Source organism: Achromobacter sp., from assembly GCF_032102605.1.
Taxonomy (GTDB): domain Bacteria; phylum Pseudomonadota; class Gammaproteobacteria; order Burkholderiales; family Burkholderiaceae_B; genus Achromobacter.
The window spans coordinates 46,457-72,216 of the sequence record NZ_DAMDGT010000019.1; the positions used below are offsets into that span (position 1 = coordinate 46,457).

Here is a 25,760-nt window from a genome sequence, read left to right on the forward strand (position 1 = left end):
GCGTCAAGGTTCATCGGTGCGGCCCTGGGTACAAGAACAGGAGCTTCATCATGAAAATCGCATCGCTTTCCAAGATCTGTGCCGCTGTGGCGTTGGCTGCAACCATGGCAGGTTGTTCATCGTGGGATGGCATGAGCCATCGCCAGAAAAGCACCGTGGGGGGCGCCGCGCTGGGCGGTGTGGCGGGCGCCGTCATCACCAACGGCGGCGTGCTCGGCACGGTGGGTGGCGCGGCGATCGGCGGCGTCATCGGCGACCAGGTCGGCAAGCGTTAAGCCGCTTTCCCAAAGCGAAACGCCCGGCAATGCCGGGCGTTTTTTTTGCGCAGCGCATGCCGGCGGGCCGGCACGCAGCGGGGCGTCAGGTTTCGTTCTGGGGCATTTCGATCTTCACTTCCAACACTTCCAGCGTGTCCTGGCGTTCCAGGTGCACCTTGATGTCTTCGGGGTTGATCTTCACGTACTTCGAAATGACCGCGATGAGCTCCTGCTGCAGCTGCGGCAGGTAGTCGGGCGAATCGCCGCGCCCGCGCTCGTGGGCGAGAATGATCTGCAACCGTTCTTTGGCGACGGAAGCGGAGGTCTTCTTTTGACCAAGCAGAAACGACAGGAAGGACATCGCTTACTTGCCTCCGAACAGACGTTTCAGGAAACCGGGCTTTTCGTAATCGGTAAAGCGCAGGGCCTTGTCTTCGCCCAGGTAGCGGCTGACGACGTCCTTGTAGGCTTCGGAGACGTCGGTGTCCTTCAGGTGAATGGCGGGCAGGCCCTGGTTCGACGCCTGGAGCACGGCTTCCGATTCGGGGATCACGCCGATCAGCTTGATGCGCAGGATGTCCTCGATGTCGGTCAGCGACAGCATTTCGCCGTCGGACACGCGCTTGGGGTTGTAGCGGGTCAGGAGCAGGTATTCCTTGACCGGCTCGTCGCCTTCGACCGCGCGCTTGGACTTGGCCGCCAGGATGCCCAGGATGCGGTCGGAGTCTCGCACCGACGACACTTCGGGGTTGGTGACGACCAGCGCGTCATCGGCGAAATAGGCCGCCATGAGCGCGCCCGTTTCGATGCCGGCGGGCGAGTCGCACACGATGTAGTCGAAGCCCATTTCCTTGAGGTCGTTGATGACCTTTTCCACGCCTTCCTGCGTCAGCGCGTCTTTGTCGCGCGTTTGCGAGGCGGGCAGGATGAACAGGTTTTCAAGCTGCTTGTCCTTGATCAACGCCTGCTTGAGGGTGGCCTCGCCCTGGATCACATTGACGAAGTCGTACACCACGCGGCGCTCGCAACCCATGATGAGGTCGAGGTTGCGCAGGCCGACATCGAAGTCGATGACAGCGGTCTTGTGGCCCCGCATCGCGAGGCCCGCGGAAAAACTGGCGCTCGTCGTGGTCTTGCCCACGCCGCCTTTGCCGGAAGTCACCACAACAATGCGTGTCATGACGATCAAACCCTTATGTTCGAATAAATCGCGTTATCGTAAAGCAAAAAGCCCGTGTAAGGCTTCTTACAGGATGTGTTGAAGTTGTGCGAAGCCGGGTTCTCGCCGGGCTTTCGCAACTGAAGCGACAGGCGACGCGGCATCAAGCCTTCAGTGCTTCGATGCGCAAGGTGTCGCCGTCCAGTCGAACCAGCGCGGGCTGGTTCTGCAACGTGCCGTCAAGCTTGTCTTCGACGACGCGGTAGACCCCGGCCACGGCAAGCAGTTCGGCGTCCAGGTGCGTCGTGAAGATGCGGGCGGACGTGTCGCCGCGCGCGCCGGCCATGGCCTTGCCGCGCAGCGGTCCGTATACGTGGATGTTGCCGTCGGCGATGACCTCGGCGCCCTGGCTGACCATGCCGATGACGACCAGATCCGTGTGGCGCGCATAGACGCGCTGCCCGGAACGCAGCGGCTTGGTGACGACCAGCGCCGAAGAGGAGTGCGGCGCCGCGGGCGTCGGGCTGGGCGCCGACGTGGTGTTGCTGGCGGCGCGTGCCGGCACGGGGTCAGCGGCCGGCGCGGCGGCGGAATCGGATGACGCAGGCTTCTCGGATGCTGGCGTCTGGCTGGCCGGCGCATCGGCTGCGGACGTGTCCGTGGGCGCAGGAGCGACTTCGATGGCGGCCGCCGGCACGGACGGCACGGGCGTCGCCACGTCGTTCGGCGGCGCGGTGTCCACCACTGGCGTTGGACGGGCCGCGGGGGTCGACAGTTCGACGGGCGTCAGGCCCGCTTCGCGCGCGGCTTGCAGGTTGGCGCCTTCCGCGACCACGCCGATGGGGGGCAGGTTATGGCCGCGCAATGCGGCAACCAGGGCGGTCCAGTCGATCTTTTCGTCCACGCGGCTGGCGTCGATGACGACGGGCTCGTTCTCGAAGAAGCTGCCCGCGTCCGCCATGCGCTTGGCCAGCGCTGCGTTCAGGCGTTCGGTGTCTGCGCTATGCAGGACCACCCGGATGGCATACAGGGTGGCGCTCTTGAAGTCCAGGGCTAGGGATTCAGTGTTCATCTTGATTGTGGCTGGCGGTCCGGGCGCCTGAAACGGCGCGCTCAACCGGCTGCGGGATGTCGGGGATGATAACCCGCCCGGGGCGGCCTGAGCCGGAGCCGCAAGCAAAGAAAAAGGCGCTTCAAGGCGCCTTTTTCCGGTATTGCGCGCGCGGCGCGTCAGCCTTGGGCCCAGGAATCGCGCAGGGTCACGATGCGGTTCAGCACCGGGGCCTCGGCCGTCGAGTCCTTCAGGTCGGCCGTGAAGTAGCCCAGGCGCTCGAACTGCCAGGTGGCGCCAGGCGTGGCCACCGTGCCCGGTTCGAGCCAGGCCGTGACGGTCTGCTTGGAGTTCGGGTTCAGGCAGGTCAGGAAGTCCTTGTCGCCGGCGTCAGGACGCGCGTCGGCGAAAAGGCGGTCGTAAAGGTGGATCTGGGCGGGCACGGCATGCGCCGCGCTGACCCAGGTGATGTTGCCCTTGACCTTGACGCTGTCGGCGCCCGGCGTGCCGCTCTTGGTGTCGGGCAGGTATTCGGCCTGGACTTCGACGACTTCCCCGGCTTCGTTCTTGGTGAAGCCGGTGCAGCGGACGACATAGCCGTACTTCAGGCGCACGGTGTTGCCGGGGAACAGGCGGAAGTACTTCTTGGGCGCTTCCTCGCGGAAGTCGTCGCGCTCGATCCACAGCTCCCGCGACAGCGGGAATTCGCGCACGCCGGCTTCCGGATCATGCGGATTGCGCGGGGCGGTGCAGGTTTCGGTCTGGCCTTCGGGGTAGTTCGTGATGACCAGCTTGATCGGGTCCAGCACGGCCACCGAACGCGCGGCGATCGGATCGAGGTCGTCGCGCACGGCCTGCTCCAGCAGGCTGTAGTCGATGCGCGAATCGGACTTGGACACGGCGGTGCGGTCGCAGAACAGGCGGATCGAGGCGGGCGTGTAGCCGCGGCGGCGCAGGCCGAAGATGGTCGGCATGCGGGGATCGTCCCAGCCGTCCACATGGCCTTCGCGCACCAGTTGCAGCAGCTTGCGCTTGCTGGTGACGACGTAGCTCAGGTTCAGGCGGGCGAATTCGTACTGGTGCGGCAGCGGCGCGGCAAGCTTGCCGAGTTCGGCCAGGCGCGTCAGGATCCAGTCGTAGAACGGGCGCTGGTCTTCGAATTCCAGGGTGCAGACGCTGTGCGTGATGCCTTCCAGCGCGTCTTCCACCGGATGCGCCCAGCTGTACATCGGGTAGATGCACCATTGGTCGCCCGTGCGGTGGTGGGTGGCGTGGCGCACGCGGTACATGACCGGGTCGCGCAGGTTGATATTGGGCGAAGCCATGTTGATCTTCGCGCGCAGCACCAGGCTGCCGTCCGGATGCTTGCCGTCGCGCATTTCGCGCAGCAGTGCGATGGACTCCGCTGCGGGACGGTTGCGCCAGGGCGAATCCGTGCCGGGTTCGGTCAGGGTGCCGCGGTTGGCGCGGATTTCCTCGGCGCTCTGCTCGTCCACGTAGGCGTGCCCGGCTTCGACCAGCGCTTCGGCGAAGTCGTACATGTAGCCAAAATAGTCGCTGGCGAAGTACAGGTTTTCGCGGCCGTCGGCCTTCCAGTCAAAGCCCAGCCAGTGGACGGCCTCGATGATGGCGTCGACGTATTCCTGGTCTTCTTTCTCGGGGTTGGTGTCGTCGAATCGCAGGTGACAGACGCCGCCGAAGTCGCGCGCCAGGCCGAAGTTCACGCAGATGCTCTTGGCGTGACCAATGTGCAGGTAGCCGTTGGGCTCCGGCGGAAAGCGCGTGCGGATGCGGGCCGGGTCCGCTTCGCCCTGCTGCTGCAAAGCCGCCGGGCCAGGCTTGCCCGCCCAGCGCTTGCCCTGGAAGCGATTGGCTTCGAGGTCGTCTTGGACGATGTTGAGCAGGAAGTTTGATGCAGCGGGGGTCGGCGTCGTGGCGGAGGTCATTCTTGAAAGAATAGGAAAAAGCAGCGACAAAGCGTCAATTTTGCCACGTTCCGCAGCCCAGGCCTTTCAGCCCTGTCCGCAACTGGTTTCAAACTGCTCCCATAGTCATGTAACTGGCTCTACACTACGGGCCATTATGGATATCTCCACCCTATCCCTGGCCAGGGCGCAGTTCGTGGCCAGCCTTAGCTTCCTGGCGCTTTTCCTGGCCGTTTCCCTGGCCCTGGCCTGGGTGCTGCTGTTCTTCAAGATCCGTGCCCGCTGGTCCAGCCATGGCGGCTGGACCGCCGCCTACCGCTTCTGGGTGCGCATCTTCGCGCTCGCCTTCGTGCTGACGCTCGCCGCCAGCGTTCCCGTCCTTATCCAGATCGGCAGCTTGTGGGCCGGCCTGATGGACAAGATCGGCAACGTGGCCGGTCCGCTGCTGGGCTACGGCATCCTGTCGGTCTTCATTCTCAAATCCTGTTTCCTGGGTGTCATGCTGTTCGGCCAGCGCCGGGTGTCCGACGGCGCGCACACGCTGGCGGTGCTGATGGTGGCCGTCGGCCAGATGGTGGCGGTGTTCTGGGTGCTGGCCCTGCAGTCATGGATGCAGACGCCGGATGGCGCACTGCTGGTCGATGGCCGCTATCAGGTCTATGACTGGGTGAAGGTCGTGCTGAATCCCTCGGTGGGCTGGCGCATGGCCGTGGTCATTGTCGGCGCCGCGTTGGCTGCTTCGTTCCTGATGATGGGAGTGACCGCGTTGCAGGCGCTGCGCCGACCGCTGGGCGATGGCGAACGCAGTGCATTCAAGACCGCGCTGGTCGTCGCGGTGGTGGGCGCCTTCCTGCAGCTGCCGGTCGCGACCGGGGCAGGGCAGATGGTGGCCAAGCTGCAGCCGGCCAAGGCGGCCGCCGCGGCCGGCTACTGGGAAAGCGGCAGCGTGCCCCAACTGGTGCTGTTCGGCTGGCCGGATGCGCGCGCGCACACGAACGTGGGCGACCTGACCTTCAACAATGCTGGCGGCATGTGGCTGCATCGCAACCCGGACGGCACCTATCAGGGCCTCGACAAGTATTCGGGCATGCTGCCGCCGGTTGCCCTGACGTTCTGGTCGCTGCGCGTGGCGGCAGGCCTGGGCCTGCTGATGCTGGCGGTGGCCTGCGTGACGTTCCTCTGGACGTTCCGTCGCGGCATGGACCCATCCCTCCTGCCGCCCTGGTGGCAGCGTGTCCTGTGCGGCATGATGTTCTCCGGCGGCATCGCCGTGGTGGCCGGGTGGTGGGTGTCGGTCATTGGACTGCAACCCTTCGTCGTGAACGGCACGGTCACGCAATCCGAAGTCCTGGGCTCCGTGGCCTCCAGCACGGTTCTTTACGGCCTGGCGGGGTACGTCCTGCTCTATACGCTGCTGCTGGCGGCGTTCGCCGGCATGCTGTTCCACGCCGCGCGCTATGGCGTCGTGCCCGTGCGCAAACTCATCGGAGGCGCGCCATGATCGCGATGCTGGCCGCCTCGCAAGGCCTGAACCCCGACGATCCCTCGTTCTGGATGCCCCTGGCCTTCATGGCCCTGCTCTTCGTGGTCATCGCCGCCGGCATGGTCCTGGACGGCTTCGACCTGGGCGTGGGGATCCTGCTGCAGATCGCGCCGGAACACGAGCGCGGCCGCATGATGAGCCTGCTCAGCCCCTGGCGGGACGCCAACGAATTCTGGCTGCTGCTGGGCATGGGGCTGTTCGCGGCCGCGTTCCCGTTTGCCTGGGGAGCGGTGCTGGGCAAGCTCTACGGCCCGCTCACTTTCATGGTGCTGGGCGTGGTGCTGCGCAGCGTCGCGTTCGAATTCCGCATCCGCGCGCGCAACGAACACAAGCCGCGCTGGATCTTCGCGTTCTGGGCCGGGTCCGTCATCACTGCATTCGGCCAGGGCATGCTGCTGGGGCGGATCGCCACGGGCTACCAGTCCGATGCCGGCTATGGCTGGTTTGCGATGTTCGTGGGCCTGTGCGCCGTGGCGGCCTACGTGCTGCTTGGCGCGTCGTGGCTGGTCATGCGCGTGGCCGGCGACCTCCAGCGCCGGGCCGCCGGCTGGGCCCGCCATGCCATCCGCTGGACGGCGGTCGGCATGGTGGCGATCGCGGTCACGCTGGGCCTGGCCAATGCGGGCATCTTCTACAAATGGAGCAACATCGCCCATCTGAGCCTGGCGGCGTCCGTCTGGGTGCTGATGCTGGCGGGCTTCGTCGCCGCCGAAATGCTGCTGGCGCGTTTGCCCGGCCGCGCCGATCGCTTCAGTTGGCTGCCTTTCGTGCTGACGGTGGCGCTGTTCCTACTGATGCTCAGCGGGCTGGCCTACAGCCTGTTCCCCTACCTGATCCTGGACGACATGACCCTGTGGGACGGCGCAGGCGCGCTGGGCTCGATGCGGTTGGTTCTGGCGGGTGCGGTCGTGGGAATTCCGGTGGTGCTGGTGTTCAACATCCTGGCCTACCGGTCAGTGTTCGGCAAGGAACGTCCGCCCGTGCCGCTGCTGCCGCCGCCTTCCTATTGATTGGTCCCGGCCGGGCCTTTGCACCGGCCTTCAGGGCGGGTGCTGCGGCCGGGCGTTCAACGCCCGGCGCTACAGGACCGGCCTGGCCACCCGCTGCAGGATTTCTTCGCCGTAGGCTTCCAGCTTGCGGGCGCCCACGCCGCTGATGTGGCTCAGTTCGTCCATGGATTCCGGCTGGGCCAGCGCGATTTCGCGCAGGGTGGCGTCGTGGAAAATGACGTACGCCGGCACGCCGTGGCTCTTTGCGACTTCGCCGCGCCACGCGCGCAAAGCCTCGAAGACCGGTTGCAGTTCGGGCGGCAGGTCGATGGTGGCGGCCTTGGGACGTCCGCTGCCGGTCTTGCCGGACCGTGGCTTCTTTTCGGATTCGCGGCGCAACATGAGCTGCCGTTCGCCCTTCAGCACCGCCCGGCTGCCTTCCGTCAGGGCCAACGTGCCGAAGCCCTCGTTGTCCACCGTCAACAGGCCCTGCGCCAATAGCTGGCGCAGCACGCCGCGCCACGCCGTGTCGCTCAGGTCGGCGCCCACGCCGAACACGCTGAGGGACTCGTGGCCGTGCTGCGTGGTGCGCTCGGTGACCTTGCCCCGGAGGATGTCGATGATGTGGCCCGCGCCGTAGCGCTGGCCGCGCTCCTTCCATAGCCGGTACACCGCCGACAGCACCTTCTGCGCCGCAACGGTGCCGTCCCACGCCTGCGGCGGGTCCAGGCAGACGTCGCAGTTGCCGCAGGCGGTGATCTGCTGTCCGAAGTATTCCAGCAGGCGCACGCGCCGGCATTCCACGGTTTCGCACAGGCCCAGCATGGCATCCAGTTGCTGGCCCAGGCGCCGGCGGTAGGATTCGTCGCCGGGGGACTCGTCGATCATGCGGCGCTGCTGCACGACGTCCTGCAGGCCATAGGCCAGCCAGGCGGTCGCGGGCAGGCCATCGCGGCCTGCGCGGCCGGTCTCCTGGTAATAGCCTTCCACGGACTTGGGCAGGTCGATGTGCGCCACGAAACGCACGTCGGGCTTGTCGATGCCCATGCCGAAGGCGATGGTGGCCACCATGACCACGCCGTCTTCACGCAGAAAGCGGGACTGGTTGGCCGCCCGCACCTGCGCGCTGAGGCCGGCGTGATAGGGCATGGCGTCGATGCCCTGATTGCACAGGAATTCGGCCGTTTCCTCGACGCGGGCCCGCGACAGGCAATACACCACGCCCGATTCGCCTTCGTGTTCGGTGCGGATCATTTCCAGCAGCTGCTTGCGCACTTCGTTCTTTTCGACGATGCGGTAGCGGATGTTGGGGCGGTCGAAGCTGGAAACGAAATGGCGCGCTTCGTCCAGCGACAGGCGCTGCGCGATTTCGGTCCGGGTGACGGCCGTGGCAGTGGCCGTGAGCGCGATGCGCGGCACGTCCGGCCAGCGCTCGTGCAGCATGGACAGCCCCAGGTATTCGGGCCGGAAGTCGTGCCCCCATTGGGACACGCAGTGGGCTTCGTCGATGGCGAACAGCGCGATGCGGCCGCGGTCCAGCAATTGCAGGCAGCGGTCGGTCAGCAGGCGTTCCGGGGCTACATAGAGCAGATCCAGTTCACCGTCGAGGAAAGCCTGCTCCACCTCGCGGGCCACCCGCCACTCCTGCGTCGAATTCAGGAAGGCCGCGCGCACGCCCAGTTCGGTCAGGGCGTCCACCTGGTCCTGCATCAGTGCGATCAGGGGCGAAACGATGATGCCGGTGCCTTCGCGCACCAGCGAGGGGATCTGGTAACAGAGCGACTTGCCGCCGCCGGTGGGCATGAGCACGAGCGCATCGCCACCGCCGATCACCTGTTCGACAATGGCTTGCTGGTCGCCGCGGAAGGATTCGTAACCGAAAACGCGCTGCAACACGCCGAGGGCGCGCGCGTCAGACATGGGGGTAGGCCGGAAGCATCATGGCAGCGATTTTAAGCCGCAAATGCCGCAGACTGCCCCGGCGGGACATTTTCGTCCGCTGCCACCGCGCCTACCAGCTCAGCCAGGTGCCGCGCATGAAGGTTTCGACCGGCATGCTCAAATTGGCGCGCCAGCCGTAGTCGCCCGACACGATGTCGCGGTCGGCCCCCACCGCCAGCTTGACCTTGGGCGCGACGTACATGCTGTGCGACAGACCCACGCGCTGCTCGGCCAGGACGGAACCTTCGCGCAGGCCGGAATAGGTGCCGCTGAGCGTGCCCCAGCCAGACAGGGGAACGCCGGCCGACAGGGTGTTGCGGGTCTGGTTGGTCGAGGCGACGCCGTCGGAATAAGTGGACAGGTCCCCATAGCCCGCGCCGATCTGCTCGTTGGTGTAGCCCAGGATCACGGTGTCGGCCACGTCCACGCTGTAGCCGAAGCGGTAGCGGTAGCCGTTGGCCGCGTCGAACGTGCTTTGGGTGGCGCCGGCCTGGAACGTGCCGTACTCGCCCGCGGTATACGTGGTGCCGACGCCGCGCGTGGTGAGCGCAGGCGCGCTCTGCATCTGGCCTTCCAGCGTCAGCACCGGCGTCAGCCCGTAGCGCACGCTGCCGCTGCCCACCGAAGCGCCATAGTCGACGGCGCCGGACTTGGCGGCGGGGTCCATGAGATTGAGCTTGCCGACCGAAGACGAATACCCGAAGCTGCCTTCGGGCAGCGTGGCGCTGGTGCCGGCCCAGTTCGAGATCTGCAATCCGCCGACGGACGCGCCGCTACCCCAGGCAGGCGCGTTGGGGTTGACATTGCCGACGGTCACGGAGGGGCCCGACGTGTTCCGGTATACCCAGTTGCGGCTGCCGCCGTAACGCAGGCCGTCCTGTCCGCTGACGCTCGCGAACCACGGACGGCTGGGGCGCGCCACGCCAGAGATCACGACCACCGGCACGCGCGGGATATCTCCGTCTTCCAGGGTGAACGAATAGTCGGGTTCGATATCCGGGGTGGAGGGCGCGGCGAGGGGATCGCAAGAAAGAGGGCGCGGCGAAGCGTCCCCGGTAAGCGTCAGACCGGTTCCCGGAATGAAGCCATCGTCCGAATCCTCGGCCCCGCCTTGCACGGTTGTGTCCATGCCGGGCTCCGTGGCGTGCAGATCGCAGGGCGTGGGATCGAGCGGCACGGCGCGATCCGCCAGGGAAGGGGCCGGACGAACGGGGATGGGTTGAACCGGGGACAGGACGCCAATGCCGCGCGCCACGAGCATGACGTCACCGGCGGCCGGAGCGGCGGCGGGCGGCGTCACAATAGTTGGGGACACATCGGACTCGTTGCCGAACGCCGGCGCCAGCGGCCAGCCCAGGCCCGCCATCAGCGCCGCGTGCAACAGCCCTCTGCGCCAGAGGGTTGCTTTGGCGACCATGGGGACAGTGTAGAGAGATCCTGCGCCGCGTCTGTAAACGTTTTTTAGGAAACCCCACGAGCGGCGGCAGGCGAAGCGACATTTTAGAACCAGCAAAACCGGCGCGGGGGACCGGGTGCAAAAAGACCGAAACATCCGTCCAACATCGTGCAACGGGTATATTTCAGATGATTTCTCGCCTCTTGCAGGCAGGGGCGGCGCACCGCACTATGACGTCCATGGACAATTCCCACACCAAGCTGCTGGTCGTCGACGACGACCCGGCATTGCGCCAATTGCTGGCCGACTACCTGAATCGGCACGGCTATGACACCCTGCTGGCGCCCGACGCCACCGATCTATCCTCGCGCATCACGCGCTATGCCCCCGACCTGCTGGTGCTGGACCGCATGTTGCCCGGAGGCGATGGCGCCGACGCCTGTCGCCGCCTGCGGGAGCAGGGCGAAGACATCCCCGTCATCCTGCTCACCGCCCGCGACGAAGCCGTGGACCGCATCATCGGCCTGGAGGCCGGCGCGGACGACTACGTCGGCAAGCCTTTCGACCCGCGCGAACTGCTGGCTCGCATCGAGGCCGTGCTGCGTCGCAAGCGCGGCCCGTCGGCGCTCACCAAGGATGCGCCCGTCGCTTTCGGCCCCTTTGTGTTCGATCCCTCGACGCGCCAGCTTTCGCGTGAAGGCACCGTCGTCAAGCTGACCGGCGGCGAGATCAATCTGCTCGAAGCCCTGGTGCGCAACGCCGGCAAGCCGCTGTCGCGTGAACGCCTGCTGGCGCTCGCGCGCGACGACGACGCCGGAGAACGCAACGACCGCGCGATCGACATCGCGATCCTGCGCCTGCGCCGCGTCATCGAAGACGACCCCAAGCAGCCACGCTGGATCCAGACCGTCTGGGGCATCGGCTACCGGTTTTCCCCCTGATGCGCTTTTCGCTTGGTTCCCTGGTCCCGCGTTCGCTGCGGGCGCGATTGATCCTGCTGATTCTGGGGGCGGTCCTCCTGACGCAGGCGGCCACCCTGGTGACGGTGTCGTACTTCCGGCACAAGTTCATGGAAGACGTGGCCATCGGGTACATCGTCACCACCATCCGCACGCTGCGCGCCGCCGTGTCCCAGGTGCCGGCCGAAGATCGTGCCGATTTCGTCCGTAGCGCGTCCCAGAACCAGTGGCGGCTCTGGTCGCGCGTCCTGCCCGCCGAAGCCAAGCTGCAGCGCTTCAACGGCCGCCGCCCGCCGCCCCCGCCGCGTCCGGCCCCAAAACCGGCGCCCGCGCCATCCGCCATGGATTCGCAAATGCACGGCCCGCCGCCGCCTCCGCCGCCCGAGGTCCGGGGCGACGAACGCGATATGGCGGACGGCCGCGACGACCGCACGGAAGAACAGCGGCAGGCCGACCGCGCCCGTGAGCACGAGGAACACGCCCGCCGCTACAAGCCCGAACCGGACGATATCCGCCGCGATCTGCGGGTGCTGGTCCAGCAGCTCAACGAACGCCTCAACGACGGCACCCGGGTGGCGCTGTCGCGCGGCCCCACCCCCGAGGTCTTCATATCGCTGGCGCCCAACCCCGCCACGGAAGATGCGCCGCGCCTGCGGGAGTGGCTCGTCATTCCGCTGGACCGGCTGGATCCGCCGGTCGCCACGCCGTTCATCGCCGCCTGGCTGGGCGGCCTGGGCCTTCTGCTGCTGCTGGCGGTGGGCTTTTCCTGGCACATCACGCGGCCGATCACGCGGCTTGCCGACGCCGCGGATCAGCTGGCCGCGGGCCAGCCGCAACGGGTGGAGCCCTCCGGCCCCCATGAAACGCGCGTGCTGGGCGAACGCTTCAACGCCATGCTGGACGCGCTGTCCGAATCCGATTCGGTCCGCCGCACGCTGCTGTCGGGTCTGCCGCACGACCTGAAAGGCCCCTTGTCGCGCATGTGGCTGCGGGTCGAGATGGCGGACGACTCCACGCTGAAGGAAGGCCTGCGCACCGATCTGCGCGACATGCAGCACATGGTCGACCAGTTCATCGGCTTCGTGCGCGGCACCGATCCCGCCGCCTACCGTTACGCGCCCATCGTGCTGTCCGATTGGCTGACCGAACGCGTGGGCGCCTGGCAGGGCGCCGGCACCGAAATCACCCTGGATACCGCCGCCGACGCGGGCACGATGGTGGTGCAGGCGGACGCCGTGGCGCTGGGCCGCCTGCTGGACAACCTGATCGGCAATGCGTTGAACCACGGCGCGCCGCCGGTGGATGTCGCGTTGCGCTGCGAAGGGGACGTGGCGGTGCTGGACGTCGCGGACCACGGCCCCGGCATCGTCCCGGAACGCCGCCAGGAGGCCTTGCGTCCGTTCAGCCGGCTTGACGACGCGCGTACGCGCACCGGCAGCGTGGGCCTGGGCCTGGCCCTGGCCGAGGCCATCGCGCGGGCGCATGGCGGTTCGCTGGAGTTGCGCCAGGCGGAATCCGGCGGCCTGTGCGTGCGCGTCGTCCTGCCGCTGTCCCACGCCGCCTGACCGGGGGCGGCCCCGGCGCCGCCCGCCCTACGGTACGATGCATCCTGCTTCGTCCTTTGTCGTTTCCGCACCATGGCCATCCAGTCCGACTCGCTTTCCTCCCGTCCCGACGCCCCCCGTATCGTGGCGCCGCAACCGGTGTCGCCCAATGAAGAATCGATCGAACGCGCGTTGCGGCCCAAGGCGCTGGACGAATACGTCGGACAGCAGCGCGCCCGGGAACAGCTCGAGATCTTCATCGCCGCGGCCCGCAAGCGGCAAGAGGCCCTGGATCACGTCCTGCTGTTCGGTCCCCCCGGCCTGGGCAAGACCACGCTGGCGCACATCATCGCGCACGAAATGGGCGTGCAGCTGCGCCAGACGTCTGGACCGGTGCTGGAGCGTCCGGGCGACCTGGCCGCGCTTCTGACCAACCTGGAAAAGAACGACGTCCTGTTCATCGACGAGATCCACCGCCTGTCGCCCGTGGTCGAGGAAATCCTGTACCCGGCGCTCGAGGACTTCCAGATCGACATCCTGATCGGCGAAGGGCCGGCCGCGCGCAGCGTAAAGCTGGACTTGCAGCCGTTCACGCTGGTGGGCGCCACCACGCGCGCCGGCATGCTGACCAACCCGCTGCGCGACCGCTTCGGCATCGTGTCGCGGCTCGAGTTCTACAACGCGGCTGACCTGGGCCGCATCGTCACGCGCAGCGCGGGCCTGCTCAATGCCGTCATCACCCCTGAAGGCGCCGACGAAGTGGCCCGCCGCGCCCGCGGCACGCCGCGTATCGCCAACCGCCTGCTGCGCCGCGTGCGCGACTACGCCGAGGTCAAGGCGGGCGGCACCATCGACGCCGACGTCGCGGGCCGCGCGCTGGCCATGCTCGAGGTCGACCCCCAGGGCCTGGACCTGATGGACCGCAAGCTGCTGGAAGCCATCGTCCACAAGTTCGACGGCGGTCCGGTCGGTGTGGACAGCCTGGCCGCGGCCATCGGCGAGGAACGCGACACGATCGAAGACGTCATCGAGCCTTACCTGATCCAGCACGGATATCTGCAGCGCACGCCGCGCGGCCGCACCGCCACGCTGACCACCTGGCGCCACCTGGGCCTGGCTGCCCCCGCCGGCACCACCGGCGGCAGCGGCGACCTCTTCGGCAAATAGGCGGGCATCGTTCCCCGCGCGTCGTGCATCTGGCCGGCGCGCAAACGGCGCTGAGAGGTTTATGATCCGAGGGTTTCGTTTCCCCTCGCGATCAAAGGACCCCATTTCATGCAGCCCGAATTGCCCTCCTATGATGATGTCGCGCGCGCCAGCGAGCGCCTGGCCGGCAACGCACACCGCACGCCCGTCCTGACCTCGGCCACCGCCGACGCCATCGCCGGCGCGTCGCTGTTCTTCAAGTGCGAAAACTTCCAGCGCATGGGCGCCTTCAAGTTCCGGGGCGGGTACAACGCCATCGCGCGCCTCACGCCCGAACAGCGGGCCGCCGGCGTGGTGACGTTTTCATCGGGCAACCATGCGCAAGCCATTGCGCTGGCCTCCAAACTGCAGGGCGTGCAGGCCACGATCATCATGCCGCTGGACGCCCCCGCGGCCAAGCGCGCCGCCACCGAAGGCTACGGCGGCAAGATCGTCACCTATGACCGCTACACCGAAGACCGCGAGGACATCGCGCGCCGCATCCAGGCCGAGACCGGCGCCACGCTCATCCCCCCGTACGACCACGAAGACGTGATCGCCGGGCAGGGCACCGCGGCCAAGGAACTCTTCGAGGAAGTCGGTGAACTCGATTACCTGTTCGTATGCCTGGGCGGCGGTGGTCTTTTGTCTGGCTCGGCGCTGTCCGCATTCGCGCTGAGCCCGCGCTGCCTGGTCTACGGCGTCGAACCGGAAGCCGGCAACGACGGCCAGCAGTCCCTGCGCAAGGGTGAAATTGTCCGAATCCCCGCGCCCAAGACCCTGGCCGACGGCGCCGCCACCACGCATCTGGGCAATCTGACCTTCCCGCTCATCCAGAAATACGTCCGAGACATCGTCACCGTGACGGATGATCAGCTTGTGACGACCATGAAATTCTTCGCCGAGCGCATGAAGATGGTGGTGGAGCCCACGGGCTGCCTGGGCGCCGCGGCCGTCATGCAGCAGGTGGTGCCGGTGCGTGGGGCCCGGGTAGGCGTCATCATCAGCGGCGGCAACGTCGACCTTCCGGCTTACGCCCGTCTGCTTTCGGCCTGAGGTCCGCGGGCGGTTCGCCGCCCGCGCGCGCTTGCGGTCGTCGACCTTGCAGGGCAGAATCGGAATTCGATCCTGACGAACAGGGGCTGCGGCATGCGTATCCTTGTCATCGGCGGCACGGGCTTCATCGGCCGTCACTTGATTGCACGGCTTTGCGCGGACCAGCATCAGATCACCGTGCCGACGCGTCTTCTCGCACGCGGACGCGACCTGCAATTACTTCCGACCGTCACCCTGCTCCAGCGAGACATCCACGACGATGCCGCATTGGACAGCATGGTCCAGGGCTGTGATGCCGTCGTCAATCTGGTCGGCATCCTGCACGGCAATTCGGGCCGGCCCTACGGTTCGGATTTTGCGCGCGCCCACGTGCATCTGCCGCAGCGTATCGCGCAGGCGTGCCTGCGCCACGGCGTGCACCGGCTGCTGCACGTCAGCGCGCTGGGCGCCGATTCCAGCGGCGACAGCATGTACCAGCGTTCCAAGGGCGATGGCGAAGCCGCCATCAAGCAGGCGTTCCTTGAGCGGCGTGAGGGCTGCTGGACGATCTTCCGCCCCTCGGTCCTGTTCGGCCCCGACGATCACTTCACCACGATGTTCGCCTCGTTGGCGCGCTGGCTCCCGGTGCTGCCGCTGGCGGGCGCGCACGCGCGCATGCAGCCGGTCTATGTCGGCGATGTCGTGACCGCCATGGTGTCCGCGCTGGCCGATCCGCATACCTGCGGCAAAACCTACGAGCTGGGCGGTCCCCAGGTCTACACGCTCGGCGAGATCGCGCGGTTGTGCGCCGCCTGGAGCGGCCATCCGCGGCCCGTGATCAGCATCCCCATGGGAGTGGGCCGCATGCAGGCCAGGTTGTTCGAATGCATGCCTGGCACACCCTTGATGTCGCGCGACAACCTGGACTCGCTGCGCCGCGACAACATCTGCACCGGGCCGATCGCGCCCGAACTGCATGTGGTGCCGACCGGGCTGGAGGCCGTCGCGCCCCGCTACCTGGGCAGAGAGCCTGGCGGGGGCCGAGGCCGGCCCTAGCGCACCAGCGCCTTCAAGGCCTGCTTGATCCCGTCGGACACACCCACGCCTTCGGGCAGCGTCTTCAGCGCCGACAGCGATTCCTTTTCCGAGTAGCCCAGCGCGAGCAGCGCGTTCAGGATGTCGGACTGGTTGTCGTGCGTGACGTGCGCCGATGCGCCGATGTCCGCGCCCAGCTTGCCGCGCATTTCCAGCAGCAGCCGCTCGGCCGTCTTCTTGCCGATGCCCGGCACCCGGGTCAGGCGGCCCGATTCCTGCAGCGTGATGGCCTGGGCCAGGTCCGCGACCGACAGCCCGGACAACACCGACAACGCCGTGCGCGCGCCGATGCCGCTGACCTTGATCAGCTCGCGGAACGCGCTGCGTTCGTTGGCCGAGGCAAAGCCGTACAGGATGTGGGCGTCTTCTCGCACGGTCAGGTGCGTGTAGAGGGTGACGCGAGCGCCGGTCTCCGGCAACGCGTACAGCGTGCTCATGGGCACGTCGATGTCATAACCCAGTCCGCCGACGTCCACGCAGATGGTGGGCGGCAGTTTTTCGATCAGGGTTCCGGTGATGCGTCCGATCATGTGTGTAGGCCTGGCAAAGGTGGGGCCGCGCGTTGCGCGGCGAATGCGGGGATTCTATACGCGAGGGGCGTTCATGCGGGCCGGATCCGAGCCTCGGCGCACATTGGCGGGCGAAATGAAAGACGTCAGCCGATCAGGCGGCCGTTGCGGATGCGGGTCTTGCCGCCCATGCGCAGGGCGCTGCCCAGGCGCTCCAGCCTGTCCTGCAGCGGTCCCACGTGCGCGTGGCAGATGGCGCAGGCCAGCGCGTCGGCGGAGTCGGGCGCGGGCACGCCGTCCAGGGCCAGCAGGTGCTGCACCATCATCTGCACCTGTTCCTTGGCGGCCCGGCCGGTGCCGACCACAGCCTTCTTGATCTGCAGCGCGGTGTACTCATGCACGGCCAGCGAACTGTCGGCCAGCGCGCACAACGCGGCGCCGCGCGCCTGGCCCAGCAGCAGGGTCGACGCGGGGTTGGTGTTCAGGAAGACGATTTCCAGCGCGGCCACGTCGGGCTGCGTGTCGCGGGCCACCTGGCGCAGATTGTCCAGGATGACTTTCAGGCGTTCGGAAAGCGTCAAGGCCGGCGGGACCACGATGGTCCCGCTGGCGACATAGCGCAGCCGCGTGCCGTCGGCATCGATCACACCGAAACCGGTGCGGCGCAGGCCGGGATCGATGCCGAGGACGCGCATCAGTGGCGGAAGTGGCGGGTGCCGGTCAGCACCATGGCGATGCCGTGCTCGTCGGCCGCGGCGATGACTTCGTCGTCGCGCACGCTGCCGCCCGGCTGGATCACGCAGGTTGCGCCTGCGGCCACCACCACGTCCAGACCGTCACGGAACGGGAAGAACGCGTCGGACGCCACGGCCGAGCCCTTGAGGGTCAGGCCGGCGTTTTCCGCCTTGATGGAGGCGATGCGAGCGGAGTCGATGCGGCTCATCTGGCCGGCGCCCACGCCCAGGGTCATGCCGCCGCCCACAAACACGATGGCGTTGGACTTGACGTACTTGGCGACCTTCCAGGCGAAAGCCAGGTCGTTCATTTCCTGTTCGGTGGGCTGACGCTTGGAAACCACCTTCAGCGCGTCGCGCGGCACGTTGTAGGCGTCCGGCGTCTGCACCAGCCAGCCGCCGCCCACGCGCTTGATGTCGAAGGCGTTCTGGCCCGTGCCCATGGGCACTTCCAGGACGCGCACGTTCTTCTTCGCGGCCAGGATGGCCAGCGCGGCGCCGTCGTAGGCCGGGGCCAGCAGCACTTCCAGGAACTGCGCGCTCACGGCTTCGGCCGTCGCGGCGTCCACCGGACGGTTGAAGGCGATGATGCCGCCGAAGGCCGACGTGGGGTCGGTCTTGAAGGCTTGCTGGTACGCGCCCAGCGTGTCGGCAGCGACGGCCACGCCGCACGGGTTGGCGTGCTTGACGATGACGCAGGCGGGGGCCTCGAAGCTGCGTGCGCATTCCCACGCGGCGTCCGCGTCGGCGATGTTGTTGTAGGACAGTTCCTTGCCCTGCAGCTGGCGGTAATTGCCCAGCAAGCCGGCGGGACGTTGCGCGTCCACGTAGAAGGCGGCGCTCTGGTGCGGGTTTTCGCCGTAGCGCAGGGCTTGTTCCTGCTTGACCTGCAGCGTCAGCGTGCCGGGCCATTCGTTGCGGGCGGGCGCGGCTTCCTGCGCGGGCTCGGCGTCGGCCAGGCTGGTCAGGTAGGCGGCGATGGCGCCGTCGTAGGCGGCCGTATGGGCGTAGACCTTGGACGCCAGCGCCAGGCGCAGGCCGTACGAAGTGCTGCCGCCCTTGTCCATCTCGGCGAGCACGCGCGAATAGTCGACCGGGTCGATCACGACGGTGACGCCGCCGGCTTCGGTGCCGTGGTTCTTGGCGGCGGCGCGCAGCATGGCGGGACCGCCGATGTCGATGTTCTCGACGGCGTCGGCGAACGTGCAGCCAGGCTTGGCCACGGTTTCACGGAACGGGTACAGATTGACCACCAGCATGTCGATGCGATCGATGCCCGCCGCCTTGATGGTGTCCATGTGCTCGGCGCTGTCGCGACGGGCCAGCAGGCCGCCGTGGATCTTCGGGTGCAGCGTCTTGACGCGGCCGTCCAGGATCTCGGGCGAACCGGTGTGGGCGGCCACTTCGGTGACGGTCAGGCCGGATTCGGCCAGCAGCTTGGCGGTGCCGCCGGTCGACAGCAGGCGCACGCCGCGCGCGGCCAGGGCGCGGGCAAATTCAACGATGCCGGTCTTGTCGGACACCGAAAGCAGGGCGGTTTCGATTTTCATGATGAGGGACGGGAGTGGGGCGGGGACGCCTTTCTCGTTCTGGTCGGATGGGAAATCTGAAGGGGCAGGGCGGCCCGGGGCTCCGGCCGCCCGCGCGGGGAAAGCTATACCTGGATATTGTGCGCCAGCAACTTCTTGCGCAGGGTGTTGCGGGTGATGCCCAGCATTTCAGAGGCCCGGGACTGGTTGCCGCCCGACCGCTCCAGCGCTACTTCAAGCACCGGGCGTTCCACGCAACGCATGACCATGTCCCACATGTCGTGGGGCTCGGATTCGCCCAAGTCTTCGAAATAGCGCTCCAGGCTGGCGCGCACGCATTCTTCCAGGACATCTTTCTTGCTCATTTGAGTACAGATATTTTTATGTTGGTGTTGAGGCGGTTATGCCGCCAGCAGGGCTTCTGCGATCGGCGCCGGGTGGGCGGCGCCGTCGCGCGAGATGATGTCGAACCAGTCCGCCACCGCCCGCCACTGGTCGCGGGTGTTGTCGATCAGGTTCATGCGGGCGCAGAACGAATCCGCGCCCGGCAGGCCGTCCACATACCAGCCTATGTGCTTGCGCGCCGTGCGTACGCCGGTGTGTTCGCCATAGAAACGGTAGTGGTCGTCGAGATGTTCGAGCAGCAGCTCGCGCATTTCCCCATAGGAGGGAGGGGCCAGTGTTTCGCCCGTGCGCAGGTAGTGGTCGATTTCGCGGAAGATCCACGGACGGCCCTGGGCCGCCCGGCCGATCATGACCGCGTCGGCGCCAGTGTAATCCAGGACTTGCCTGGTTTTGGCGGGCGAGTCGATATCTCCGTTGGCGATGACGGGGATGTTCAGCTCGGCCTTGACGGCGCGGATAGTGTCATATTCCGCCTCGCCCGTATAGAGGTCGGCACGCGTTCGGCCGTGCAGAGTCAGTGCCGCGATGCCGGCGTTTTCGGCCAGTTTGGCCACGCGCACGGCATTGCGGCTGGAACGATCCCAGCCGGTTCGGGTCTTCAGGGTGACCGGCACGCCCAGGGGCGCGCAGGCGGCCACCACGGCATCCAGGATCCGCACGATCAGGTCTTCGTGGCGCAGCAGCGCCGAGCCGGACGCCACGTTGCACACCTTCTTGACCGGGCAGCCCATGTTGATGTCGATGATCCGGGCCCCCTTGCTGGCGTTGAAGGCGGCGGCCTCGGCCATCATGGCGGGGTCGGCGCCGGCGATCTGCACGGAAATGGGGGCGATCTCGCCGTCGTGGTTCAGGCGGCGCGACGTCTTGACGCTGTCCCATAGCTTGGGATTGCTGGCGGCCATTTCGGACACCGCATAGCCCGCCCCCAGCTTTTTGCAAAGCTGACGAAAAGGACGGTCCGTCACGCCCGCCATGGGCGCGACAAGAACGTTGTTGGGGAGGGTCCACTGGCCTATGCGCATGCTCACATTTTAACCGGCTCGATCGAACCCCCGTTTTCAGGGGCCGACGCGTTGGTAACAAACAGGGAAGGAAAGCGACGGATCCGGCCCTTCTGCAAGGGCCGGATCCCCGAGGGAAATTCAGGCGCGAAAGCCCTGCAGCAGGTGCTGGGCCAGGGGCGCGCGCAAGGGGGACGCCAGGTCCATCCCCAGCAACGCCGCGCCACAGGCATGTTCTACCGGCGCAAGCCCGGTGGCGAAGACGCGCGGCATGAAGTCGGTCAGGCTGGCGGTGATGAAGCGGTCGATATAGCGGGCGCTGGCGAAATCCGCCAGGGCCGGGCCCGGGTTGCCTGCGGGGTGGGCAAGCCAGCCGGCCAGCGTCTGCGCCAGGCGGGCGGCGTCCCGCAGCCCCAGGTTCAGGCCTTGGCCCGCCACGGGGTGCAGGGTCTGCGCGGCGTTGCCGATGGCGGCTACCCGGCCATGCACCTGCGCCCGGCGGGCCGACAGCGCCAGCGGGAAGACGTGGCGCGGCGCGTGGCTGGACAGGCGGCCCAGGCGGTCGCCGAACGCCTGCGACAGCGCGTGCGAAAAAGCGGCATTGTCCAGCGCCGCCAGTTCGGCCGCGCGCTCGGGAGCGCTGCACCAGACGACGGAATAGGCATCCGGCGTCTGCGGGTGCGGCAACAGCGCAAGAGGCCCTTCGGAGGTAAAGCGTTCCCAGGCCCAGCCGCGCCGGGGCAGCGTGGCGTGCGCGGTGGTCAGCACGGCGTGCTGGTCGTAGTCGCGCCGCACGTCGGTGGCGCCTGCGCCATCGGACTGCACGGCAACCTGGCACAGGAGTTCGGCGTCGCCCTGCTGGATGCGCACGCCGTCGGCGTCCTGCCTGCCGATACGGGCCGGCGGGCCCGGCAGCACGGTGACCCCGCAGGCGGCGACGCATTCGTCCAGCTTGGCGTGCAGCCCCGAATAGGCGACCACGCTGCCCAATTGAGGCACGCCGAAATCGGTGTGCTGGATCAGCGTGCGACCCAGCCGTCCGCGCTGCGACACGTGGATGTTGCGGATATCGGCCGAACGTTCGGGCCAGGCATGCAGCGATTCCAGCAGCACGCGGCTGCCGTGGTTCATGGCCAGCACGCGGGGATCCGCGGCGGGCACGGCTGCGGCGGCGGTAGCCGGGACGGGGGCGCTGCCCGCCAGCAGGACGATGCGCGCCGGGTCCGGCGCCACGCGCGCCAGCATCAGGGCCAATACGCGGCCCACCGGGCCGGCGCCAAGAATCGCGATGTCGAAGGCGGATGCAGTCATGCCCGGATTTTAACCGTCCACTACAATCGCGGCACTCTGGCGCGGCTTGGCGCCATGGCCCCTTTCCCGGTTGATTGACATGACGCAGGCTCAGGCTTCATCTTCGCTGTCCGCCGTATCCGCCCGCCGTCCGCGCGGCAAGGTCGCCGTGGGGCTGCTGGCCTGCCTGTTCGGCGCGGTGGGCGCGCACTGGTGGTATCTGAGCCGGCGCCACGCCTGGCTGGTGACCGCGGTGGCCCTGGCCAGCCTGTTCTGCGCCGTCAGTTTCTACCCGGTCTGGTACGACAACCCCGCCTTCTTCCTGCTCTTCATCCCCATGATCGACGGGTTCATCGAAAGCGCGGTGTTCTCGCTGATGTCGGATGAAAAGTTCGACCGCCTGTACAACCCGGGCCTGGGCCGCGTGACGTCCACGGGCTGGGGGCCGGTGCTGGTGGCGATCCTGGCCTGCCTGGTGGGGGCCATCGTCACCATGTTCGCCATCGCCATGGTGGTGGTCTATGTCTGGGTGGCCATGGGCTGGCTGGACGGGTACGTGCTCTAGGCCCGCGTCTGGCGAGCTATTCCCGCATCAGGGCCTCGATCTCGCTGGCCTGCACCGGAACGCCGCGGGTGATGAGCTCGCAGCCTTCGTCCGTGACCAGGGCGTCGTCCTCGGTGCGGATGCCGATATTCCAATAGGCCTCGGGCACATCGTCGGCAGGGCGGACGTAGATCCCGGGTTCGATCGTCAACATCATGCCGGCCTCGAGTTTGCGCCATGGCCGTTCGGCGCCCGATCCATTGCCGGGCTGCCGATAATCCCCCACGTCGTGGACGTCCAGCCCGAGCCAGTGTCCGGTGCGGTGCATGTAGAACCGGCTGTAATCGCCGGATTCGAGCACGCCGTCCAGCGAACCCTTCAACAGTTTCAGATCCAGCATGCCTTGGGCCAGGACGCGCAGCGCGGCCTCGTGGCCGTCGTTGAACGTGCGGCCGGGTGCGGTGGCGGCGGCGGCCGCTTCCTGGGCTGCCACGGTCAGGTCGTACAGCGCGCGTTGAGGGCCGCTGTAGCGGCCGTTCACCGGGAAAGTCCGCGTGATGTCGCTGGCGTAGCTGTCGACTTCGCACCCGGCGTCGACCAGCACCAGGTCGCCGTCGCGCAGCAATGCCTGGCCCGCCGGGTAATGCAGCACGCAGGCGTTCGCACCGGCGGCGACGATGCTGTTGTAGGCCACTGATTGCGCGCCGTGGCGGCGGAATTCATAAAGCAGCTCGGCCTCGATCTCGTATTCGTGCATGCCGGGCCGCGCCGCCCGCATGGCGCGCGCGTGCGCGCCCGCCGAGATCTTGGCCGCGCGCCGCATTGCCGCGATTTCCGTCGCGTCCTTGATGAGCCGCATGTCCGCCAGCAGCGGGCGGACGTCTTGTTGCCGGTTGGGCGCGGCATGGCCGCCGCGGCTGGCCTCGCGCGCGGCGGCCAGCCAGCGGTGCAGGCGGCCGTCCGTGCGTTTGTCGGCGGCCAACGGCGCATACAGGGTCGGGTGGTCCAGCAACAGCGAGGGAATCAGCTCATCCAGCGCGTCGACGGGATGGGCGTCGTCAAAGCCGAAATGCTCGGCGGCGCCTTCGGGGCCGAATCGCTTGCCTTCCCACAACTCGTGCTCGATGTGGCGGGGCCGGCAGAACAGCAAAGCCCGGTCCGACACGCCTGCGATCAGCACCAGCCAGGCATCGGGCTCAGTGAATCCGGTCAGGTAGAAGAAGTCGCTGTCGTGCCGGTAGGGATATTCGGCGTCGCGGTTGCGGATGGCTTCGGGCGCTGTCGCCAATATCGCGATCCCGCCCCCGTCGGCGCGCATGCGTTCCATGAGGCGCTGGCGCCGCGCGGCGAAAGGGGAAATGTCGTCGGGAGGCAGGCTCATGGCGGGCCGGGGCGGCAAGCCCCGCAAGGGCGGAAGATGGAACCTACTTTACCTGCCATCCCGCAAATGCAACACCCCGCGGACGACACGCGGCTGCCGGGCAGGGTTTCACTGGACGGTCATGGAACCGCTGCTACAATCGCCGCTCTGTCATTGGGGAGTAGCCATCCTTTGTCCCCAAAGGAGTTAGCGTCAACAGACTTGGTGGTTCAGCACTGCGGAGCAGCTGCTAGAACTCCATGGCGCTAACGGTTCCCATGCGGCGTGCCGCCGCGTGGATCAGCCAGGCGAGACCTTTGGCCGCGTAGCGTTCACCCTGGCCGGGCGAGCCGCTGCGTCGCGCCAATGGTATCTGCTCGTCCGGCCGCGTCCCTATGTTGCTCACCCTGTTTCTGTTCTTCCTGTCCGCGGCAGTGATCTACTTCGCCTGCGAATTCTTCGTCAATGGCGTCGAATGGGTCGGCCACCGGTTCCAGCTTGGAGCCACGGCCACCGGCACCGTGTTGGCGGCCTTCGGCACGGCCCTGCCCGAAAGCGCCGTCACCTTCATGGCCGTGGTTTTCGGCGATACCCCTGAACAAAAAGACATCGGCGTCGGCGCCGCGATGGGTGGCCCCCTTGTCCTCGCCACGCTTGCCTATGCGGTGGTTGGTTTCGCGCTTTGGCGCGCCCGTCGCGGTCGGCCTGTTCAGGCTGACTGTATCAACGCGGACCAGCGCAGGCTGGCCCGCGATCAGGCCTGGTTCATGGGCATCTTTGTTTTCAAGGTCGGTCTGGGCCTGCTGGCTTTTGCCTGGAAACCCTGGCTGGGTTTCGTGTTCCTGGCCACATACGGCCTCTACATCAAGCGCGAACTCTCCAACGACGAAGAATCCCTGGGCAGCGAGGAACTGGAGCCGCTGAAGCTGCGCCCGCGCGACGAAAACCCCACCATGTTCTGGGCTGCCGCGCAGACCATCATGGCGCTGGTGGTGATCGCGGGCGCGTCCCATGTGTTCGTGAACCAGATCGAGCTGCTGGGCATCGCCATGGGCGCGTCGCCGCACGTGGCGGCGTTGTTGCTGGCGCCGGTGGCGACCGAGCTGCCCGAAATCATGAATGCGCTGATCTGGGTGCGTCAGGGCAAGGAGCGCCTGGCGTTGGCGAACATCTCCGGCGCCATGATGATCCAGGCCACCATCCCCAGCGCGCTCGGCATCTTCATGACGCCGTGGTTGCTTGACGGCCCCTTGCTGGCGGCCGGCCTGTTCACCATGCTGTCCATCGCGCTTCTGTGGCTGCGCTTCCGTCGCGCGGCCATGAGCGTGCCGGCGTTGTCCGCGGTGGGCGGTTTGTATGCGCTGTTCGCCGGATATCTGGGGTGGCATTTCTACGCCTGATACGCTGGCCGGGCCGGGCATCTTCGGTGCCCGCCCGGCGCGCGCCCCTTTTGTGTGTCGGAAATGCGCACAACCCTTGTCCATCAGTACAAACCCGCGTAAAATCGTTCTGTTATCCATCCCAGGAGCAGTCTTCGTGAATACCGATTCCGGCGAAAGTTGTCGATCTTGCATCGACGTCGCTGTCTGACAGGATCCACGCAGAACTCCGTCTGCCGCATCCTGTCATTCAGGTTGCGGTGTATCCCAGGCGCCAGGCCCAAACCTGGCCAATAGCGCAAGCCTTCAGCTTGCCGGGACCCTCCCCAACATAAACCGCCAGAACCGCCGCTAGTCGCAGCGCCCGCGTTCGTGCACGTCCGTCGTGCCCGCCGCCTTGGCGCCGTTCGGCTGCGCATGTGTTCGCGATCACGCTCCGCCTTCTTGCCATGGAGGTCGATATGCGTTTCTTTGACTTGTTCCTGCGCCGTGCCGGCGTGGACCGCGCCACCGCCCTGGGCCGCCGTCGCGGCACGTCGCGGCTGACCGTCATCTGTCCGCGCGGCGAGCTGGGCGCACTGCGCAAGCAGATTTGCCTGGACTTCAGCGCCGCCGGCCTGGACGTCGCCCAAGTGCAGATCGATCAGGGAAAAGACCCGGATCTCGCGTCGGCGTGCATCACCGTCAATTGCCCCCCGGAACTGCGGGCGGAATTGATGTCGCAAGCGCGCCGCCTCAGCGCCAACCCCGCCGTGCGCCACGTGCATTTCGGCGCCCAGGCCGCGGCTTCTGCTGCTGCCGTTGTTGCTGCCTGAACTCCATTCACCCGAAATACCGGAGGAACCATGCCTAGCGCCTTAGACCCCGAGCCTCGATTGCGCCTTGTGCGCGGCTCCGGCATGCCTGTCTGACCTGTCTCCTCCCTGCGAG

Annotated in this window: 24 protein-coding genes and 1 riboswitch; of the genes, 11 read left to right on the top strand and 13 right to left on the bottom strand. The window is 67.2% G+C overall.

Annotated elements, in window-relative coordinates:
- Positions 1-50: 50 nt before the first annotated feature.
- Positions 51-275 (top strand): glycine zipper 2TM domain-containing protein, encoded by a 225-nt coding sequence (locus tag RT614_RS26680; protein WP_056321146.1) that lies wholly within the window; start codon positions 51-53, stop codon positions 273-275.
- An 85-nt stretch (positions 276-360) separates the two neighbouring features.
- On the opposite strand, the gene minE is transcribed toward RT614_RS26680, so the two are convergent.
- The 4 genes from minE to RT614_RS26700 all read right to left on the bottom strand — a co-directional run bounded on the left by minE (position 361) and on the right by RT614_RS26700 (position 4,413).
- On the bottom strand, positions 361-618 hold the full coding sequence (gene minE / locus RT614_RS26685; RefSeq protein WP_006217654.1) for a cell division topological specificity factor MinE: 258 nt from the start codon (positions 616-618) through the stop codon (positions 361-363).
- A gap of 3 nt (positions 619-621) precedes the next feature.
- Entirely contained in the window at positions 622-1,437 is an 816-nt protein-coding gene (gene minD / locus RT614_RS26690; RefSeq protein ID WP_008158705.1) for a septum site-determining protein MinD, read from the bottom strand.
- Between the two features lie 142 nt (positions 1,438-1,579).
- Positions 1,580-2,488 (bottom strand): septum site-determining protein MinC, encoded by a 909-nt coding sequence (gene minC, locus RT614_RS26695; protein ID WP_313625369.1) that lies wholly within the window; start codon positions 2,486-2,488, stop codon positions 1,580-1,582.
- 158 nt (positions 2,489-2,646) lie between these two features.
- Positions 2,647-4,413, bottom strand: coding sequence for a glutamine--tRNA ligase/YqeY domain fusion protein (locus RT614_RS26700; protein ID WP_313625371.1), 1,767 nt, complete (start codon positions 4,411-4,413; stop codon positions 2,647-2,649).
- Positions 4,414-4,549: 136 nt separating this feature from the next.
- Between RT614_RS26700 and RT614_RS26705 the strand changes: the two genes are divergently transcribed.
- Entirely contained in the window at positions 4,550-5,893 is a 1,344-nt protein-coding gene (locus tag RT614_RS26705; RefSeq protein ID WP_313625373.1) for a cytochrome ubiquinol oxidase subunit I, read from the top strand.
- Positions 5,890-6,945 carry a cytochrome d ubiquinol oxidase subunit II gene (locus RT614_RS26710; protein WP_313625374.1) on the top strand — a complete coding sequence of 352 codons (1,056 nt, stop codon included), beginning with the start codon at positions 5,890-5,892 and terminating at the stop codon, positions 6,943-6,945. Before RT614_RS26705 ends, RT614_RS26710 begins: the two co-directional genes overlap by 4 nt.
- A 69-nt stretch (positions 6,946-7,014) precedes the next feature.
- Here RT614_RS26710 and recQ read toward each other — a convergent pair whose 3' ends face one another.
- Positions 7,015-8,844 carry a DNA helicase RecQ gene (recQ, locus tag RT614_RS26715; protein WP_313625376.1) on the bottom strand — a complete coding sequence of 610 codons (1,830 nt, stop codon included), beginning with the start codon at positions 8,842-8,844 and terminating at the stop codon, positions 7,015-7,017.
- 91 nt (positions 8,845-8,935) lie between these two features.
- Positions 8,936-10,282: a fimbrial protein gene (locus tag RT614_RS26720; RefSeq protein WP_313625378.1), complete on the bottom strand. Its 1,347-nt coding sequence runs from the start codon at positions 10,280-10,282 to the stop codon at positions 8,936-8,938.
- Positions 10,283-10,500: 218 nt separating this feature from the next.
- Between RT614_RS26720 and RT614_RS26725 the strand changes: the two genes are divergently transcribed.
- The 5 genes from RT614_RS26725 to RT614_RS26745 all read left to right on the top strand — a co-directional run bounded on the left by RT614_RS26725 (position 10,501) and on the right by RT614_RS26745 (position 16,040).
- On the top strand, positions 10,501-11,202 hold the full coding sequence (locus RT614_RS26725; protein WP_056321163.1) for a response regulator: 702 nt from the start codon (positions 10,501-10,503) through the stop codon (positions 11,200-11,202).
- Positions 11,202-12,785 carry an ATP-binding protein gene (locus RT614_RS26730; protein ID WP_313625380.1) on the top strand — a complete coding sequence of 528 codons (1,584 nt, stop codon included), beginning with the start codon at positions 11,202-11,204 and terminating at the stop codon, positions 12,783-12,785. The genes RT614_RS26725 and RT614_RS26730 overlap by 1 nt, the downstream gene beginning before the upstream one ends.
- Before the next feature lie 72 nt (positions 12,786-12,857).
- Positions 12,858-13,931 (top strand): Holliday junction branch migration DNA helicase RuvB, encoded by a 1,074-nt coding sequence (gene ruvB, locus RT614_RS26735; RefSeq protein WP_313625382.1) that lies wholly within the window; start codon positions 12,858-12,860, stop codon positions 13,929-13,931.
- 108 nt (positions 13,932-14,039) lie between these two features.
- Entirely contained in the window at positions 14,040-15,005 is a 966-nt protein-coding gene (locus RT614_RS26740) for a threo-3-hydroxy-L-aspartate ammonia-lyase (RefSeq protein ID WP_313625384.1), read from the top strand.
- A 93-nt stretch (positions 15,006-15,098) separates the two neighbouring features.
- Positions 15,099-16,040 (top strand): complex I NDUFA9 subunit family protein, encoded by a 942-nt coding sequence (locus RT614_RS26745; protein WP_313625386.1) that lies wholly within the window; start codon positions 15,099-15,101, stop codon positions 16,038-16,040.
- On the opposite strand, the gene ruvA is transcribed toward RT614_RS26745, so the two are convergent.
- From ruvA to RT614_RS26775, 6 genes are all read right to left on the bottom strand, one after another.
- Complete coding sequence (gene ruvA, locus RT614_RS26750; RefSeq protein ID WP_313625388.1) at positions 16,037-16,609, bottom strand: Holliday junction branch migration protein RuvA; 573 nt, start codon at positions 16,607-16,609, stop codon at positions 16,037-16,039. The two genes, RT614_RS26745 and ruvA, sit on opposite strands and share 4 nt — an antisense overlap.
- Before the next feature lie 125 nt (positions 16,610-16,734).
- Positions 16,735-17,283, bottom strand: coding sequence for a crossover junction endodeoxyribonuclease RuvC (ruvC, locus tag RT614_RS26755; RefSeq protein ID WP_313625390.1), 549 nt, complete (start codon positions 17,281-17,283; stop codon positions 16,735-16,737).
- On the bottom strand, positions 17,283-18,872 hold the full coding sequence (purH, locus tag RT614_RS26760; protein WP_313625392.1) for a bifunctional phosphoribosylaminoimidazolecarboxamide formyltransferase/IMP cyclohydrolase: 1,590 nt from the start codon (positions 18,870-18,872) through the stop codon (positions 17,283-17,285). The genes ruvC and purH overlap by 1 nt, the downstream gene beginning before the upstream one ends.
- 104 nt (positions 18,873-18,976) lie before the next feature.
- Entirely contained in the window at positions 18,977-19,216 is a 240-nt protein-coding gene (locus RT614_RS26765; protein ID WP_006217670.1) for a helix-turn-helix domain-containing protein, read from the bottom strand.
- 36 nt (positions 19,217-19,252) lie between these two features.
- Complete coding sequence (gene dusB / locus RT614_RS26770; RefSeq protein WP_313625440.1) at positions 19,253-20,278, bottom strand: tRNA dihydrouridine synthase DusB; 1,026 nt, start codon at positions 20,276-20,278, stop codon at positions 19,253-19,255.
- Between the two features lie 120 nt (positions 20,279-20,398).
- The gene (locus RT614_RS26775) at positions 20,399-21,568 is read right to left on the bottom strand and encodes a UbiH/UbiF/VisC/COQ6 family ubiquinone biosynthesis hydroxylase (protein ID WP_313625393.1); all 1,170 of its coding nucleotides are present in this window, start codon (positions 21,566-21,568) and stop codon (positions 20,399-20,401) included.
- A gap of 79 nt (positions 21,569-21,647) precedes the next feature.
- Here RT614_RS26775 and RT614_RS26780 point away from each other — a divergent pair, with 79 nt between their 5' ends.
- A complete protein-coding gene (locus tag RT614_RS26780) occupies positions 21,648-22,112 on the top strand; it encodes a hypothetical protein (protein ID WP_313625395.1) in 465 nt (154 codons plus the stop codon).
- A gap of 16 nt (positions 22,113-22,128) precedes the next feature.
- On the opposite strand, the gene RT614_RS26785 is transcribed toward RT614_RS26780, so the two are convergent.
- Positions 22,129-23,472 (bottom strand): aminopeptidase P N-terminal domain-containing protein, encoded by a 1,344-nt coding sequence (locus RT614_RS26785; protein WP_313625396.1) that lies wholly within the window; start codon positions 23,470-23,472, stop codon positions 22,129-22,131.
- Between the two features lie 143 nt (positions 23,473-23,615).
- A riboswitch (yybP-ykoY riboswitch) is annotated at positions 23,616-23,803 on the top strand.
- A gap of 43 nt (positions 23,804-23,846) precedes the next feature.
- Between RT614_RS26785 and RT614_RS26790 the strand changes: the two genes are divergently transcribed.
- Positions 23,847-24,851, top strand: coding sequence for a sodium:calcium antiporter (locus RT614_RS26790; RefSeq protein WP_313625398.1), 1,005 nt, complete (start codon positions 23,847-23,849; stop codon positions 24,849-24,851).
- 440 nt (positions 24,852-25,291) lie between these two features.
- Positions 25,292-25,645, top strand: coding sequence for a hypothetical protein (locus RT614_RS26795; protein ID WP_313625400.1), 354 nt, complete (start codon positions 25,292-25,294; stop codon positions 25,643-25,645).
- Positions 25,646-25,760 lie beyond the last annotated feature (115 nt).

Coding starts and splice junctions, on each gene's coding strand:
- RT614_RS26720 (WP_313625378.1), bottom strand. CDS start 10,282: ATGGTCGCCAAAGCAACCCTCTGGCGCAGAGGGCTGTTGCACGCGGCG.
- recQ (WP_313625376.1), bottom strand. CDS start 8,844: ATGTCTGACGCGCGCGCCCTCGGCGTGTTGCAGCGCGTTTTCGGTTAC.
- RT614_RS26700 (WP_313625371.1), bottom strand. CDS start 4,413: ATGACCTCCGCCACGACGCCGACCCCCGCTGCATCAAACTTCCTGCTC.
- RT614_RS26780 (WP_313625395.1), top strand. CDS start 21,648: ATGACGCAGGCTCAGGCTTCATCTTCGCTGTCCGCCGTATCCGCCCGC.
- RT614_RS26765 (WP_006217670.1), bottom strand. CDS start 19,216: ATGAGCAAGAAAGATGTCCTGGAAGAATGCGTGCGCGCCAGCCTGGAG.
- RT614_RS26710 (WP_313625374.1), top strand. CDS start 5,890: ATGATCGCGATGCTGGCCGCCTCGCAAGGCCTGAACCCCGACGATCCC.
- ruvB (WP_313625382.1), top strand. CDS start 12,858: ATGGCCATCCAGTCCGACTCGCTTTCCTCCCGTCCCGACGCCCCCCGT.
- RT614_RS26680 (WP_056321146.1), top strand. CDS start 51: ATGAAAATCGCATCGCTTTCCAAGATCTGTGCCGCTGTGGCGTTGGCT.
- RT614_RS26795 (WP_313625400.1), top strand. CDS start 25,292: ATGCGTTTCTTTGACTTGTTCCTGCGCCGTGCCGGCGTGGACCGCGCC.
- RT614_RS26775 (WP_313625393.1), bottom strand. CDS start 21,568: ATGACTGCATCCGCCTTCGACATCGCGATTCTTGGCGCCGGCCCGGTG.
- dusB (WP_313625440.1), bottom strand. CDS start 20,278: ATGCGCATAGGCCAGTGGACCCTCCCCAACAACGTTCTTGTCGCGCCC.
- ruvC (WP_313625390.1), bottom strand. CDS start 17,283: ATGCGCGTCCTCGGCATCGATCCCGGCCTGCGCCGCACCGGTTTCGGT.
- RT614_RS26705 (WP_313625373.1), top strand. CDS start 4,550: ATGGATATCTCCACCCTATCCCTGGCCAGGGCGCAGTTCGTGGCCAGC.
- RT614_RS26725 (WP_056321163.1), top strand. CDS start 10,501: ATGGACAATTCCCACACCAAGCTGCTGGTCGTCGACGACGACCCGGCA.
- minC (WP_313625369.1), bottom strand. CDS start 2,488: ATGAACACTGAATCCCTAGCCCTGGACTTCAAGAGCGCCACCCTGTAT.
- purH (WP_313625392.1), bottom strand. CDS start 18,872: ATGAAAATCGAAACCGCCCTGCTTTCGGTGTCCGACAAGACCGGCATC.
- RT614_RS26740 (WP_313625384.1), top strand. CDS start 14,040: ATGCAGCCCGAATTGCCCTCCTATGATGATGTCGCGCGCGCCAGCGAG.
- ruvA (WP_313625388.1), bottom strand. CDS start 16,609: ATGATCGGACGCATCACCGGAACCCTGATCGAAAAACTGCCGCCCACC.
- RT614_RS26785 (WP_313625396.1), bottom strand. CDS start 23,472: ATGAGCCTGCCTCCCGACGACATTTCCCCTTTCGCCGCGCGGCGCCAG.
- minE (WP_006217654.1), bottom strand. CDS start 618: ATGTCCTTCCTGTCGTTTCTGCTTGGTCAAAAGAAGACCTCCGCTTCC.
- RT614_RS26745 (WP_313625386.1), top strand. CDS start 15,099: ATGCGTATCCTTGTCATCGGCGGCACGGGCTTCATCGGCCGTCACTTG.
- RT614_RS26730 (WP_313625380.1), top strand. CDS start 11,202: ATGCGCTTTTCGCTTGGTTCCCTGGTCCCGCGTTCGCTGCGGGCGCGA.
- minD (WP_008158705.1), bottom strand. CDS start 1,437: ATGACACGCATTGTTGTGGTGACTTCCGGCAAAGGCGGCGTGGGCAAG.
- RT614_RS26790 (WP_313625398.1), top strand. CDS start 23,847: ATGTTGCTCACCCTGTTTCTGTTCTTCCTGTCCGCGGCAGTGATCTAC.